At 65.2% G+C, this 13,799-nt stretch carries 20 protein-coding genes; 11 read left to right on the plus strand and 9 right to left on the minus strand.

Going from position 1 to position 13,799, the window contains the following annotated elements; genetic code table 11:
• Positions 1–148: 148 nt before the first annotated feature.
• From G7Y29_RS03165 to G7Y29_RS03185, 5 genes are all read left to right on the plus strand, one after another.
• A complete protein-coding gene (locus G7Y29_RS03165; RefSeq protein WP_165001947.1) occupies positions 149–1,501 on the plus strand; it encodes a cell division protein PerM in 1,353 nt (450 codons plus the stop codon).
• Positions 1,482–2,093, plus strand: coding sequence for a phosphoribosylglycinamide formyltransferase (gene purN, locus G7Y29_RS03170; protein ID WP_165001948.1), 612 nt, complete (start codon positions 1,482–1,484; stop codon positions 2,091–2,093). Before G7Y29_RS03165 ends, purN begins: the two co-directional genes overlap by 20 nt.
• Positions 2,093–3,619 (plus strand): bifunctional phosphoribosylaminoimidazolecarboxamide formyltransferase/IMP cyclohydrolase, encoded by a 1,527-nt coding sequence (gene purH, locus G7Y29_RS03175; protein ID WP_165001949.1) that lies wholly within the window; start codon positions 2,093–2,095, stop codon positions 3,617–3,619. Before purN ends, purH begins: the two co-directional genes overlap by 1 nt.
• Positions 3,620–3,696: 77 nt before the next feature.
• On the plus strand, positions 3,697–4,278 hold the full coding sequence (locus tag G7Y29_RS03180; protein WP_165001950.1) for a hypothetical protein: 582 nt from the start codon (positions 3,697–3,699) through the stop codon (positions 4,276–4,278).
• Positions 4,279–4,346: 68 nt separating this feature from the next.
• Entirely contained in the window at positions 4,347–5,144 is a 798-nt protein-coding gene (locus tag G7Y29_RS03185) for a serine hydrolase (protein ID WP_430393286.1), read from the plus strand.
• Here G7Y29_RS03185 and G7Y29_RS03190 read toward each other — a convergent pair.
• From G7Y29_RS03190 to rpmB, 5 genes are all read right to left on the minus strand, one after another.
• Positions 5,141–5,818: a TetR/AcrR family transcriptional regulator gene (locus tag G7Y29_RS03190; protein WP_165001951.1), complete on the minus strand. Its 678-nt coding sequence runs from the start codon at positions 5,816–5,818 to the stop codon at positions 5,141–5,143. The two genes, G7Y29_RS03185 and G7Y29_RS03190, sit on opposite strands and share 4 nt — an antisense overlap.
• 97 nt (positions 5,819–5,915) lie before the next feature.
• A complete protein-coding gene (gene rpsR, locus G7Y29_RS03195) occupies positions 5,916–6,167 on the minus strand; it encodes a 30S ribosomal protein S18 (RefSeq protein ID WP_006841074.1) in 252 nt (83 codons plus the stop codon).
• A gap of 15 nt (positions 6,168–6,182) precedes the next feature.
• Positions 6,183–6,488 (minus strand): 30S ribosomal protein S14, encoded by a 306-nt coding sequence (rpsN, locus tag G7Y29_RS03200; protein ID WP_165001952.1) that lies wholly within the window; start codon positions 6,486–6,488, stop codon positions 6,183–6,185.
• A gap of 3 nt (positions 6,489–6,491) precedes the next feature.
• Positions 6,492–6,656 (minus strand): 50S ribosomal protein L33, encoded by a 165-nt coding sequence (gene rpmG / locus G7Y29_RS03205; RefSeq protein ID WP_006841072.1) that lies wholly within the window; start codon positions 6,654–6,656, stop codon positions 6,492–6,494.
• Positions 6,656–6,892 carry a 50S ribosomal protein L28 gene (gene rpmB, locus G7Y29_RS03210; RefSeq protein ID WP_165001953.1) on the minus strand — a complete coding sequence of 79 codons (237 nt, stop codon included), beginning with the start codon at positions 6,890–6,892 and terminating at the stop codon, positions 6,656–6,658. Before rpmB ends, rpmG begins: the two co-directional genes overlap by 1 nt.
• Positions 6,893–7,120: 228 nt before the next feature.
• Here rpmB and G7Y29_RS03215 point away from each other — a divergent pair, with 228 nt between their 5' ends.
• The gene (locus tag G7Y29_RS03215; protein WP_165001954.1) at positions 7,121–8,308 is read left to right on the plus strand and encodes a DUF418 domain-containing protein; all 1,188 of its coding nucleotides are present in this window, start codon (positions 7,121–7,123) and stop codon (positions 8,306–8,308) included.
• Here G7Y29_RS03215 and G7Y29_RS03220 read toward each other — a convergent pair.
• Positions 8,299–9,366, minus strand: coding sequence for an SLC13 family permease (locus tag G7Y29_RS03220; RefSeq protein WP_165001955.1), 1,068 nt, complete (start codon positions 9,364–9,366; stop codon positions 8,299–8,301). The two genes, G7Y29_RS03215 and G7Y29_RS03220, sit on opposite strands and share 10 nt — an antisense overlap.
• 183 nt (positions 9,367–9,549) lie before the next feature.
• Between G7Y29_RS03220 and G7Y29_RS03225 the strand changes: the two genes are divergently transcribed.
• From G7Y29_RS03225 to G7Y29_RS03245, 5 genes are all read left to right on the plus strand, one after another.
• On the plus strand, positions 9,550–9,822 hold the full coding sequence (locus G7Y29_RS03225; protein WP_165001956.1) for a type B 50S ribosomal protein L31: 273 nt from the start codon (positions 9,550–9,552) through the stop codon (positions 9,820–9,822).
• 24 nt (positions 9,823–9,846) lie between these two features.
• The gene (gene rpmF, locus G7Y29_RS03230) at positions 9,847–10,020 is read left to right on the plus strand and encodes a 50S ribosomal protein L32 (protein WP_165001957.1); all 174 of its coding nucleotides are present in this window, start codon (positions 9,847–9,849) and stop codon (positions 10,018–10,020) included.
• Between the two features lie 136 nt (positions 10,021–10,156).
• A complete protein-coding gene (locus G7Y29_RS03235) occupies positions 10,157–11,272 on the plus strand; it encodes a S1C family serine protease (protein WP_165001958.1) in 1,116 nt (371 codons plus the stop codon).
• Positions 11,273–11,329: 57 nt separating this feature from the next.
• Positions 11,330–11,890 (plus strand): MogA/MoaB family molybdenum cofactor biosynthesis protein, encoded by a 561-nt coding sequence (locus G7Y29_RS03240; RefSeq protein ID WP_165001959.1) that lies wholly within the window; start codon positions 11,330–11,332, stop codon positions 11,888–11,890.
• 10 nt (positions 11,891–11,900) lie between these two features.
• Positions 11,901–12,083: a hypothetical protein gene (locus G7Y29_RS03245; RefSeq protein WP_165001960.1), complete on the plus strand. Its 183-nt coding sequence runs from the start codon at positions 11,901–11,903 to the stop codon at positions 12,081–12,083.
• Here the strand turns inward: G7Y29_RS03245 and mscL are convergent.
• The 3 genes from mscL to G7Y29_RS03260 are packed head-to-tail and all read right to left on the minus strand — an operon-like array spanning position 12,071 to position 13,734.
• The gene (gene mscL, locus G7Y29_RS03250) at positions 12,071–12,487 is read right to left on the minus strand and encodes a large conductance mechanosensitive channel protein MscL (RefSeq protein ID WP_165001961.1); all 417 of its coding nucleotides are present in this window, start codon (positions 12,485–12,487) and stop codon (positions 12,071–12,073) included. The two genes, G7Y29_RS03245 and mscL, sit on opposite strands and share 13 nt — an antisense overlap.
• A gap of 18 nt (positions 12,488–12,505) precedes the next feature.
• A complete protein-coding gene (locus G7Y29_RS03255) occupies positions 12,506–13,135 on the minus strand; it encodes an SAF domain-containing protein (RefSeq protein WP_165001962.1) in 630 nt (209 codons plus the stop codon).
• Positions 13,136–13,170: 35 nt separating this feature from the next.
• A complete protein-coding gene (locus tag G7Y29_RS03260) occupies positions 13,171–13,734 on the minus strand; it encodes a 5-formyltetrahydrofolate cyclo-ligase (RefSeq protein WP_249399793.1) in 564 nt (187 codons plus the stop codon).
• Positions 13,735–13,799 lie beyond the last annotated feature (65 nt).

A 13,799-nucleotide genomic window follows, 5' to 3' on the forward strand; every position in this document is an offset into this window, starting at 1 on the left:
TTAGGTCAAGGCATGGCAAGCCACATCGCGAATTTAGTTATACGTTTCACGGCGGCAATTGTTACACGGCCTCGGCCAGCCCTCTCACCGGCAGGTTTCAGGGTGTTCATCGCCCACTCGGCGCGGTGCGGGTGGGACAATGGGGTGGATGAGTACGAAGTCGAGCCCGCACACCACCCCGCCCACGGCCTCCTCCGCAGTGCGGCGGCGTCGCAGAACCGGAACAACGGGAAGAAAACGTGTCTCCGCGCCTCGCCCTGAGCCGGCCCCAACCGTTCCCGAGACGTGGTCCGAGCGGCTCCGCCATTACCTGCCGTTCGCGGCGGCGCCGAGCGTCGTTGCCGCGCTCGCAGTGGTGGCGCTGTGCCTCGCCCTCGTGCTGCTGTCGGGCTCCCCGATGGCGTACCTGCCGGCCGCGATTGGGGAGATGTGGCTCGTCTCCCACGGCGTGCCCGCGACCTTCGATGGTGTCACGCTCGGCCTGACCCCGATGCTGCCGCCGGTCGCCGTCGCCGCCCTTGTTGCGCAGCGGGTGCGCGTGGCTACGCGCAAGCGCGTCAGCATTCTCGACCTGGGTGCCATCGCGGCGCTTGGCCTGGGCATTCCGTTGACGCTCACCTTTATCGCGTTGTTCATGGTCACGGACGCGTCCGCTGTTTACCCGCTCGCACCCCCGCACCCACTTGCAGCTGTCCTTTTGCCCCTAGTGGTCCACGGGCTGGGCATGATTGTCGGCATCGGGCCGATTGTTTGGCGCGCGCTGGCGCGCAGGGTGGGCGCGCCCGACGTTGTTATCGATACCGCGCGCACCGCTTCCGCAATCGTCGTGCGCCTGCTCGCCGCAGCAGCTGTGGTCTTTCTCGGTCTGCTCATTGCGGGAGGGGAGAGGGTCTCGACGCTTATCGACGCCTTCCCCACGCTCCCGGGCACCGGGGTGGCGACCCTGATAGCGCTGAGCATCCTCTATCTGCCGAATGCCGTTCTGGCGATGCTGAGTGCGATGCTCGGGGGAAGTCTGGAGTACGCGGGTGCTTCCGCGTCCCTGTTTTCTGTCGACCCGGTAGCGCTGCCGCCGCTGCCTTTGTTCGCAGCGGTGCCAGGTGACGCCGCCGTGTGGGCGCCGGTGCTCATGCTCGTTCCCGCAGCGGTTCTGGCGCACTTTTTCGCCACCCGCGAATGCAGCGTCAAAGAGGTCCTTCTAGCAGCCGCGTGGGCGGCAGTGATTCTGTTCGTGCTCATGCCGTTCGGCGCGGGCGGCGCGGGCGCGTACGGCTACATCGGCGCGCACCCGGTGGCCACTCCCGCCCTTGTTCTGGGGTGGGTGGCCGCGATTGGTGTGGCAGTGCTGCTGATTGCCCGGTTGCGCCACCCCGCGGCCCCTGAACCGGAGCCTGAGGAAGAACCGGAGCCTGAAGCGGTGGAGGCGTCGCAAAGCGAGAAGCCCACGGGGGGAAGTACGAAATGGGTCCCGCCCACGGACGATGGCGGTCACGCGGGTTAAACTCGTCGCCGTGACTGAAAGATCCGAGAAATCTGTCGCCGTCCTCGTCTCCGGGTCGGGTACGCTGCTTCAGTCCATCCTGGACAACCAGGACGAGTCCTACCGGGTGAACCTCGTTGTCGCTGACACCGACTGCCCCGCACTCGAGCGGGCCTCAGCCGCTGGCGTGCGCACGGAAGTGGTCGAGCTGGCCGGCGACCGGGAGGAGTGGAACCTGCGGTTGCGTGACGCGGTGGTGGGCGGTCAGCCCGACATCGTCGTCTCCGCAGGTTTCATGCGCATCGTCGGCCCCGACTTCCTCGAGCGGTTCGAGGGCCGCCTTATCAACACGCACCCGGCATTGTTGCCGTCATTCCCCGGGGCGCACGCGGTGCGCGATGCGCTGGCCTACGGGGTCAAAGTCACCGGCACCACCGTCCACTTCATCGACGCCGGGGTGGACACCGGAGAGATCATCGCCCAGAAGGCAGTGGAGATCCGTGAGGGTGAGACCGAGGCGGAACTGCACGAGAGAATTAAGGTACAAGAGCGCGCGCTCATCGTCGACGTCCTGCGCAGCGCCCACATTGATAACGGAAAGGTCCATTTCTAATGGCTGAGAACCACATCGAGATCAAACGCGCGCTCGTCAGCGTTTACGACAAGACCGGGTTGGACGAGCTGGCAAAGGCGCTCGGCGAGGCCGGTGTCGAGATCGTCTCCACCGGCTCCACCGCGAAACGCATCGCCGACGCGGGTGTGAATGTCACTGAGGTCGCGGACCTCACCGGCTTCCCGGAAATTCTCGGCGGCCGTGTGAAGACACTGCATCCGCGCGTCCACGCCGGTATCCTCGCCGACCTGCGCGAGGAGGACCACGTGCGCCAGCTCGACGAGCACGGGATCGAGCCTTTCCAGCTCGTTGTGGTCAACCTGTACCCATTCGAGGAGACCGTGGCATCCGGCGCGTCGTTCGACGAGTGCGTGGAGCAGATTGACATCGGCGGGCCGTCCATGGTGCGCGCGGCGGCGAAGAATCACCCGTCTGTGGCCATTGTGACCGACCCGCAGCGCTACGGCGATGTGGCTGAGGCCGTTCGCGGCGGCGGTTTTTCCCTGGGTGATCGTCGGGAGCTCGCGCTCGAGGCGTTCTCCCACACCGCGGACTACGACGCGGCCGTTTCCGACTGGTTCGCGGAGCAGCTCGATGCCGAGGGAGAGGGTGACCTGCGCTACGGCGAGAACCCGCACCAGTCCGCCAGCCTGATCAACGAGGGATGGGGCCTGGCCAACGCCGTCCAGCACGGTGGAAAGGAGATGAGCTACAACAATTACCAAGACGCCGACGCCGCGTGGCGCGCCGCCTGGGACCACGACCGCCCGTGCGTCGCCATCATCAAGCATGCGAACCCATGCGGCATCGCTGTGTCCGATCATTCGATCGCGGAGGCGCACCGCAAGGCCCACGCCTGCGACCCCGTCTCGGCCTACGGTGGCGTTATCGCCGTCAACCGCGAGGTCACTGCGGAGCTCGCCGAATCCATCAAGCCAATCTTCACCGAGGTAGTCGTCGCGCCCTCCTACGAGGCGGCCGCCCTAGAAGTGCTCAAAGAAAAGAAGAACCTGCGCATCCTGGAAGTCGACCCCGAGTTCCGCGGCGAGGAGGTCAAACAGATTTCCGGCGGCTTCCTAGTCCAGGAGCGCGACATTTTCCAAGCCGAGGGCGACGCTACCGAAAACTGGCAGCTCGTCGCCGGTGAAGCTGCGTCCGACGAGGTGCTCGCGGACCTTGAGTTTGCGTGGCGTTCCATCCGCTGCGTCAAGTCCAACGCGATCCTCATCGCCGCCGACGGTGCCTCGGTGGGCGTGGGCATGGGTCAGGTCAACCGGGTCGACTCCGCCAAGCTCGCGGTAGAGCGCGCCAACACCCTCGACGAGGGAGTTAACCGCACGACTGGTGCCGTAGCCGCCTCCGACGCGTTCTTCCCGTTCGCCGACGGCTTCCAGGTTCTCGCCGACGCTGGCGTCACCGCCGTTGTGCAGCCCGGTGGGTCCATCCGCGATGAAGAGGTCATCGCGGCGGCCAACGAGGCGGGGGTAACGATGTACCTGACGGGTACGCGCCACTTCTCACATTAACGGCGAATCCCCAGCCCGCCGCCGGAAAAGGTGCTATAAACCAGGAAGTTGATAGTTCCATTGGAAGGCGCACCGCAATGCAGGGCAACAATTACGACTGGGGACAGCAGCGTCCCCCCACCGAGCAGTTCCCGCCCCAGGGCTACCCTTACGCAGCCCCTCAGCCAGCGCCCCAGCCGGCCAACGGAAACCGGGGTCTCATCGTCGCGCTCGTGGTGGGCGTGGTGGCGCTTCTGCTCGCTCTCGTGGGCATGATCGCCTACATGAGCGGCGCAGGTAACGGGTTCGGTTTCACCTCGGGCAACAATGGGAACACCCCGGTCACGGTCATGGAAACCCAGACCATGACCAGGCAGCAGCCGACCGAGCAGACCGGATCCGAGGGGGAGGTTAAAACGGTTACGGAGCACGCGCCGGCTCCGGCTTCCAACCGCGGCTGCGGGTACTCCAACTACGCCGCCGGAACGAGTGCGACCTCAGGTGAATTCGCTGCCAACGTGTACTCCGCCTTCCGGGACGCCTGCGCGAACGCTGGCGGCCCCAATGTCTCCGTCCGCGTTTACAGCCCGGTGACCGGCAAGAATTACAACATGAGCTGCAGCGGTTCCGGAACGGTATATTGCCGCGGTGGTAACAACGCCGTTGTCCGCATTTGGTGATGTTTGCAACGAAGCCGCGTTCCCTGTGCGCAGCCGTGGCGGCCGGTGCGGTGCTGTCGGCCTGCACGGTGGGCAGCCACGAGACAGTCCCTGCGGTGGTGACGTCGACGGTGCTCACCACCGTCGAGAACGAGCCAGTCCAGAGTGAGCCAGTCCAGAGCGAGGGGCAGCCAGCGCAGGAACGGCTCCAAGCAGTGGCGGACAGCGTGGCGCAGACGTTCGGGGGATCAGTGGGGGTCGCGGTCGCCGGCGCCGGGGGCGCCTTAGCGGGCGGGGACGACGGTGCGTACCCCGCGTGGTCCACCATCAAAGTGCCCATCGCCATTGCGGCCTCGCGCCTCGCCCCTGTCGAGGCGGAAGTATTCGGCCCCGCGGCGATCCAGGCCTCCGACAACGTCGCGGCGGAGAGTTTGTGGCTGGCGGTCACTCCCGGGGACGTCAACCAGGTCCTCGCAGACGCCGGCGTCGGCACGACTGTTAACACGGAGAAGATCCGCCCGGAGTACTCCGTTTTCGGGCAGACACTGCTCACAGCGAGCCAGGAGGCGACCCTCGCCTCACACCTCGGCTGCGTCGCCGGGGCGGGCCCCACGTTATCGCTGATGGGCAGTGTGAACTCAGACCAGGCGTACGGTTTCGGGCAGCTTCCGGGTGCCCGGCTCAAAGGCGGCTGGGGGCCGTCGACAAGCGGCGGGTATCAAGTTCGGCAGCTCGCGCTAGTGAGCAACAACCGCGGCGAGGACGTCGCACTCGGTCTCACGGTCATCCCGGCGTCGGGTGACTACGCCACCGGACAGGCAATGGCGACGGCGGTTGCGGAGGGCTTGCGCCCGCTTCTCGACGACCTCCCGACCGCGGCCTGCTAGGAGATGGTGTCCATCACTTTGGACACGAGGTCGAGGGTGCGCATACCGCGGTTGTCCGGCAGGTCGGCGTGGAGAACGTCGAGGACGGCGTCGGCGATCATGACCGAGGGCGCGGGCAGGGCGTCGTCGACAAGCGGGTAGGGGGCCTTGCCCGTGTTGTCGCGCAACTCAATTGCGGCGAGGGTCATCTGGAAGGGTAGGTCGATGCGCGGGTCGTCGTCGCCGACAATTTCTGCTGCGAGGCCGCGGAATACATCCTCCAGCGCCTGACGCGCGTCGTGGTAGTCGTGGAACTCCTCCGACAGCGCCACCGGCAGCTGGTAGAGCCGGCCAATGTTCCAATTGGAGGAAAGCAGGATGCGGGTCTCCGCCGCGACGAGCGCCCACAGCTTCAGCGCCGGACTTTCGTCCGTTTCTGCGAGGTCCTGGGCCAGGTCGAGAGAGGGCTGCACGGTACCCATGAGGAGGGTCAGGAAGATCTCCGCCTTGGACGGGAAGTGGTAGTACAGCGACGCCTGGCGGATCCCGACGGCGTCCGCGATCTGGTGGGTGGAGGTGGTGGCGAAACCCTGGGTGGTAAACAGCTCGGAGGAGGCGTCGAGAATCTCGTCGCGGGCGGTTTTTCCCCTGCGACGCGGACTGTTTTTGCGGGGGCGGCCCACTGTTCCAGACATGGCATCCAATTCTAAAGCACCCGCCCTCCACCGGAGTGGAGTGGCGGGTGCCTTTTCGAGTCGAAAAACTCTTACGCTGCTGTTGTCAACCGAGCCCTTAGCGGCTGGTGAACGGCAGGAGAGCCATCTCGCGGGCGTTCTTCACAGCGGTAGCGACCTGGCGCTGCTGCTGCGGGGTCAGGCCCGTGACGCGGCGGGAGCGGATCTTGTGGCGATCCGAGATGAACAGACGCAGTGTCTTGACGTCCTTGTAGTCGACCTTCTCAATGCCTTCGGCCTTGAGCGGGTTCTTCTTCGGGCGACGGGACTGCTCCATGCGCTGCTTGCGCTGGTTATTTCCACGCTTCATAGTGTTAGCTCCTCCTTACCACGAGGACTTACGGACGCCCGGAAGCTCACCGCGGTGAGCCATCTCGCGCATGCGGACACGGGACAAACCGAACTTGCGGAGGTAGCCGCGGGGGCGACCGTCGTGCGAGTCACGGTTACGCACGCGGGCCGGGGAGGCATCGCGCGGCTGGCGGTTGAGCTCAAATTGAGCGTCGAGACGGTCCTCATCGGACGTCTCCGGGTTACGGATGATTGCCTTGAGCTCAGCGCGGCGCTCCGCGTAACGTGCGACGATCTCCTTGCGCTGCTCGTTTTTGGCGATCTTAGACTTCTTAGCCATAAATTATCGCTCCTCGCGGAATTCGACGTGCTTGCGAACTACCGGATCGTACTTCTTCAGCGTGATGCGGTCCGGGTTGTTGCGCTTGTTCTTGCGGGTCACGTACGTGAACCCGGTGCCCGCGGTGCTCTTCAGCTTGATGATCGGGCGGATATCGTTACGTGCCATTAGATCTTCTCACCTCGTGCGCGGATTGCGGCGACGACAGACTCGATGCCGTCGCGGTCGATGATCTTCAGTCCCTTGGTGGAGACGTTCAGGGTGATGGTACGGCCCTCGGAGGGCAGGTAAAACCGCTTCTTCTGCACGTTGGGGTTCCAACGGCGCGAGTGGCGGCGGTGCGAGTGCGAGACAGTCTTGCCGAAAGACGGCTGACGTCCCGTGACCTGGCAATGTGCCGACATGGGTTGACTTCTTTCTCTTCTGCCGCCCACGCGCTGATTACCTGTGAGGGTGACACCGCACTCGAGGGGTGAGGCCCTATCGAGGGTGCCGGTAGCAATCGGTTGACGCAGGCGTAAACGTGTACTTCGACAACAGCGAGAGTCAACACTACAGGGTCACTGCGGGTTTTCCTAATCGCATTTCCGCTTCTCGACGCCCGCCCCCGCGCCATGGTACTACTTTCACGCATGCGCTCGAAATCTTCCCGAATCGTCGCCCTCGACGTCGCCCGCGGTATCGCGATTCTGGGCACCCTGGCGACGAACATCTGGATCTTCGCCTACTCCGCAGCCTCCGGCTCCTCCCCCACGATGGAGGCGCTGCTGAAAGACCCGGATTTCTCCATGGCGGGTGAAATTACCCGCGGCGGCGGCGCGGAGGCGGTGATCAACGCGGTGCTCCACCTAGTCACGGACGGCAAGTTCCTCGGCCTACTGACAATCATGTTCGGCATCGGTCTCGAGATCCAGCGGCAGTCCGCCGTGCGCAAGGAGCGGCGGTGGCCGGGCGGTTATTACTGGCGCGCTGCGCTGCTTGCGACCGAGGGCCTTCTCAACTACATCTTCGTCTTCGAATTTGATGTGCTGATGGGCTACGGTCTCACCGCGCTCGCCGTCGCCCCGATCATCGCGCGAAGCGAGCGCGTTCAGAAGGTGTTCATGTGGGCCGCGATCGTCGTTCATGTTGCGGTCATCGCGCTTATCGACGTCTCACTCCACCTGTTCCAAAGCTCCGCCAGCGAGGACGAAGTCGCTGCGGCGTCCGAATCCATGCAGCTCTACGATTCCACGGGGAGCTACTGGGCGATGGTGCACACTCGCGTGACGCACTTCGTGGACGGGCGCTTCGAAATTCCTATTCTGATCATGATGGGCCTGGGGATGTTCACCCTCGGCGCGCGCCTCTACCGCGCAGGCCTGTTCGCTCCCGACCGCGGAGATTTGCGCCGGAAGGTCCTCATCTTCGGCCTCGGCGTCGGGCTGCCCGTGGACTGGGGCTTGCGTTTATTCGCGACCTCGACCGCGGCGACGTCCACACGCTACATCACATCCGCCATCGTCGCGTTCGGCATCCTCGCACTCATCGCCGAGTACTACGTCAGGCGCGGCAATGAGCTAGGCGCGGTGGGTAAAGCACTCACCTCTGTCGGACGGATGGCGCTGACTTGCTACATCCTGCAGAATCTCATCTCCTCGGTGCTGTTCTACGACTTCGGCCTCGGGCTGGCGCGGCGCACGTTGGGGCCGGGGCAGATCTACTGGGTGATGGGCATCTACCTGTTGATATGTGCGTTCCTCGTCGGATTCAGCATGTTGTGGCTGCGCCGGTTCAAGCGCGGCCCCGTCGAGATTGCCATGCACCGTCTTTACCGCTGAGCAATCACGAGGGCTCCGGTGGCGCCTGCCACCGCAAGGGGAGCGAGTAAAGCTCCGTAGCACACGAACTGCCGCCACGGCACGGGCTCGCCGGCGCGACGGAGCTGGTCGGCCCAGAGCAGCGTCGCAAGAGACGCCCACGGCGTCACGATCGCGCCGGCGTTGACGCCGATCAACAAGGCCACGAGCTCCGTCGGGCCAGAAGCGGCGGGTTCAAGGAGGAAGTACGCGGGGATATTGTTGATCAGGTTTGCCGCAACCGCCCCGGCCCCCGCCATTGCCCACACTCCGCTGACGCTGACGGTGCCCCAGAGCGTGATAGCCGCCGTAGCCGCGGAGGAGAGCGCAAGTGCCAACGCGAGCGCGGACCAGGGGATCAGCGAAAGCCGCAGTGCGCCCCGGGTTTTGCTGCCCACCAGCAGAACCATCGCTAGGGCGGCGGCGGAGCTGGTAACCCAATACGGGATCGGCGTCAACAGAGCGCACATCGCCGCCCCCACAACCGCGAGCGCCGCCACGGGCGGTGCGGGAGTGTCGCCGTGGTTGGTGGGGGAGCGCGTCGGGTGGGCGTCGATAAGCAGCGCCGCGATGACTGCGACGGCGATGGCTACCAGCGACGGTGCGGCCGCGATTCGGACGTACTGCGGCCCGATGGTGCCTAGGGCCAGGAGGTTCGTCAGGTTGGAGACCGCCAAAGGTAACGAGGCGAGGTTGGCGATCCAGACGACTGGCAGCGCGAGCGAGGTGACGCGCGAACCGCGGCGGCGGGCGAGGTGCACGGCGAGCGGGGTGAGCATGATCGCCGTCGTGTCCAACGAGAGGAATACCGTCGCGACGACGCAGAGCGCCAGGAACCCGAAGCGCCGGACGCGCGCCGCCGCCCACTCGAAAACACCGACCTCGGAGGCGAGGTTGACCACCACCGACATCCCCCCCGCGAAACCGAGGACGGGCAGAAGTCGGCGCAGCAACGTTACTGCCTCGGTGGTGTCGACGGCGGCGAGAGCCGCGACGGAGGCGGTGGCGAAAAAGGGGAGCAGAAAACGGGTTCGGGTCATCGCGTCCTGAGCTCAAAAGGTTCAAAGGGGATTAGGTATCTGCGCACGTCACCTGTAGGATATTGCGAGTTGTCCAGCGTACGCCGGACGAAAGACCATTTTCGCACCCAACTCGGGCACGATCTGCCGATGACGAATCGCGGAACCGACCCGTAGTTCAATCCTGAGGGAGACGAATCCAGCATGAAGAATGATATTCACCCGGATTACCATCCGGTGATCATCCAGGACGGTAACACGGGAAACAAGTTCCTGACCCGCTCCACGATGACCTCCGACCGCACCGAGCAGTGGGAAGACGGCAACGAGTACCCGCTCGTCGTCGTCGACGTGACCGCAGAGTCCCACCCGTTCTGGACGGGCGCTCAGCGTCTCATGGACACCGCCGGCCGCGTTGAGAAGTTCAACCAGCGCTACGGTGGCCTTGCCCGCCGCAAGAAGAAGTCCGCTAACTAGTAGGTCGAAGGAGGAGAAGACAACATGGCTGTACAGAAGTTCCGTAAGTCCCGCGCTAACACGCACTCGCGACGCTCCCAGTGGAAGGCCGACAACCCCGACCTGCAGACCGTCAAGATCGATGGCCAGGAGGTGCGCATCCCGCGCCGTCTGGTCAAGGCCGCCAAGGCCGGCCTCATCGACGTCGAGCAGTTCTAGCTAGCTCTCGCACCAACCGGGCACCTCGTGACGAGGCGGCCCGGTTTTTGCTTTCAGCAAACGCTCAGGAAACGTTACGTCACACTCGCTGCAGCCCGCAGACGTGGCACAGTGGCAGGGAGGACAATGATGCGTCATGAACAATCCCATACCGCCTCAGGGGAACACGCAGCCCCGCCGCTCGGGTACAGGCCCGGCCATCGCCGTCGCACTCGTCACATCGCTGATCGCCGGGGCTGGTGCCGGCTACCTCGCCGGCAACGCGGCTGGGGATGCGAATGCGTCCTACGTCAGCGACGCGCTCGACGCGAAGCCCGCCTCCAACAGTGAACCCGCACCGGAAGGGTCTGTCGAAGAGGTCGCCGCGACAGTCCTCCCCGCAGTTGTGTCCATCACCGTTGAGGGCCCGCGCGGGAGCGCGGAGGGCTCCGGATCGATTATTTCCGGCGACGGTTACGTGCTCACCAACCACCACGTCATTGCCGAGGGGGAAAGCGGGGCAAAGATCGCGGTGACGCTTAACGACGGCACCACCCACCCCGCCACCTACGTCGCCTCCGACGTCAACACCGACGTGGGCGTGCTCCAGATCGAGGGCGTGCAGAACTTGCCTGTCATCCGCTTCGGTGACTCGGATGAGCTGCAAGTGGGGCAGGAAGTGGTGGCGGTGGGTTCACCACTGGGATTCTCGGCCACCGTGACCAGCGGCATCGTCTCGGCGCTCAACCGCCCGGTGCGCGCCGCCCAGGGCGGTGGTGAGAGCTCGTTGATGGACGGCATTCAGACCGACGCCGCCATCAACCCCGGCAACTCCGGAGGCCCGCTGGTGGACATGAACGGAAACCTCGTCGGCATGAACTCGGTCATCGCATCGATGTCGTCCAGCCCGCAGGGCGGCGCGGGATCTATCGGCCTCGGGTTCGCTATTCCGTCGAACTTCGCGCAGCGCGTAGCCAAGCAGCTCATCGAGACGGGTGAGGCGCGCCAGCCGATGCTCGGTGTCCAGGTCAGCATCGTCGATCCGGCCCGCGGCGCGACTGTGGCGGGCGTGGAGCCCGGGAGCCCCGCGGACAAGGCGGGTCTCAAGCCCGGTGACGTGATCACGCGCCTCAACGACCGGCCAATCGATTCTGCCGACGCCCTGATCGCCGCGACCCGCTCCCGTGATTTCGGGGAGACCGTGACACTTCAGGTTCAATCCGAGGGAAGCGAAGATTCGCGATCGGTAGATGTGACGCTTAGTTCGGAGTAAGTTCTAATCTGCACCGTCGCCGATCTCGGCGGCACCGAAAAGAAAGAAGGAAAGCCCATGTCAAACACGCTTGACGCTCTGGAACTCGCCGAGCCAGATGACGCTTTCCTGCTCGCGACTGAGATGCAGGACAACACGCCGGTGCCGCCGTGCGCCTTGGTCGTGCTCGTGTCCGACCACCGTTTCGAGGATCCCGAGGATGACACGCACCGGCTAGTCGGTGAGCTCTTGTTCGAGGCGGGGTTCAAGGTCGACGCCGTCGTTCGCGTGAAGTCGAAGAAGGCGGATATCCGCAAGGCGATCGAGACGGGCGTCGTCGGTGGCGTGGACCTCGTTCTCACAGTCGGCGGCACCGGTGTCGGGCCGCGCGACAAGACCCCGGAAGCGACCCGCGCGGTCATTGACAAGATGGTCCCGGGTGTCGGCCAGGCGATCAGATCCTCGGGGCAAAGCGTCGGCGCTGTCGACGCTGCGACGTCGCGCGGAATTTGCGGCGTCTCCGGATCGACGGTGGTGGTCAACCTCGCCGCGAGTCGCCAGGCGATCCGCGACGGTATGTCCACTCTTCAGCCGCTGGTCACCCACTTGATCGCGGATCTGAACCAATACAGCGTCTAGGCCCGAGACCGTGGCAGATAAGAAGAGGCGGCGCGCGAAGCGCACCGCCGATGCTGACTACGACCGGGACGCGGACACCGTGATGCCTCGCGCCGCAGACGACCCTTTCGTCGTTTTGGACGAGGACGCTGCGCCCCCGCTAACGGACCTTGAATACTACGAGGACGAGCGCCCGCCACATTACGGAAGCTGAGTGCTGCCCGGGCGGTTCTGCCCGGCCAGGAGGTCGCGGATCTCGGTGAGGAGCTCCGTGTCCGTCGGGGCGGGTTCGTCCTCGCTGATGCCCCGGCGGCGCTTCTGCATCTCGTCGAGTTTGTTCATGGGTGCGACGATGAGGGAGTAGACCACAGCCGCAATGAGCAGGAAGTTGATGATGGCGGTCAGCAGCGCGCCGAAGTTCAGGAAGGTTGCGTCGTTTCCGGGGATGGCGTTGAATCCGAACCCGTAGTCCGTTCCGCCGAGGCTGGAGATAAGCGGGTTGATGATGTTGGTGGAAAACGCGGTGACAATGGCGGTGAATGCGGAGCCGATGACGACACCAACCGCGAGGTCGATGACGTTGCCGCGCATGATGAAGTCTCTGAAACCTTCAAGCATGCCAGGAATCTTAGACGTTTAACCCGGTGCCGGCCCACCCAACACGACAGTTAAAGGCGAAGATAGGGAAGCGGCGGCCACTGAGGCAGCCTCCGAGTTCCGGAGCAGGAGCATCACTGTGCCCTCCTCGGCCCCCGCGAGCACGACCCGCCCACCGGTCGCGACGGTCGCCGGCCGCACACCGTCCGCCGAAACCGTAACCACGTCAACGGTTGCTCCGTGGTGGAGCATGGGGATGATGTCGGGCTCTGCCAGAGCTACCGGGACGAGGGAGTAGGTCTCTGGCGGCTGCCCGGCCACGAGCTCGCGTACGAGGTCGGGCCCGACCAAGCGGGTCGAGGTGACGACCTCGCCCCTCGACGCCGGCGCCGCGAGGATCTGGCCCGTGGCGGCGTCGAGTTCGGTCAGGGCGTTGTCGGGGACCGCATCCGCCGGCATCCTCCGCAGCTCGACGTCCGAGGCCTCGACAACCTCCCCCGCGGCGGTGGCCCGGGAGAAGGTGGCCACGACGGGGTCCGCGTTGCGGTGTGCGAGCGCGTTGAGACCGGCCGCGGCCAGAAGGGCTCCGGCCGCGACCCGGCGCACCAGCACACTGCGCCGATAACCGGGTTCGCGGAGAATATGCAGTAGGTTCTCGGTCGCCTTCACACCATATTGGACTGCCTGCGGACGGGAATGGTTCCCTACAGCTCGAAAACACCGTCTTCGGTGATCACGGCGTCGGCGGGGACGTCGTGGGCGTCGTGCGGCACCCCGTCCACGAACTCGCGGGCGTAGACCACGGCGACGGTAGGCACCGCCACACCCGCGAGCGCCCGGTCGTAGTAACCGGCGCCCTTGCCCAGCCGCATCCCGTCACGGCGGCTGACACCCAGAGCAGGAACGACGATCACGCAGCATGAACGCAGGACGTTCGAGTTGAACCGCGCCCCTGCCGGTTCTGTAATGCCGAGGGCGCCAGGCCGGGCGACCTCCGTGTGCGGCGTCCAGTGCAGCACACCGCCAGCCAGCGAGACGGGGAGAAAAAGGTTCCGGCTGGCAGCGGCGAGCGAGGCCACGAACCCGCCGCCCCCGGGTTCGGACGGCAGAGGGTGGTACGCCGCCGCGTTGCCGCCGCCGAAGGAAGCGACGTAGCGGACGGCGTGTGCGGTGATCGACCGGTCCAAATCGCGCTTGAGCTCGGGGTTGTCGCGGAGGTGGCGTCGATAAGCGTGGTGTTGCTCACGCATCGCCTGCTTGGAGGTCATGGGCACATACTCGCACAGGAAACGCCCAAGGGTCGCTCGCGGGAATGGGTGGCCGCGCGGGTAAG

It is taken from the genome of Corynebacterium qintianiae, assembly GCF_011038645.2.
Classification (GTDB): domain Bacteria; phylum Actinomycetota; class Actinomycetes; order Mycobacteriales; family Mycobacteriaceae; genus Corynebacterium; species Corynebacterium qintianiae.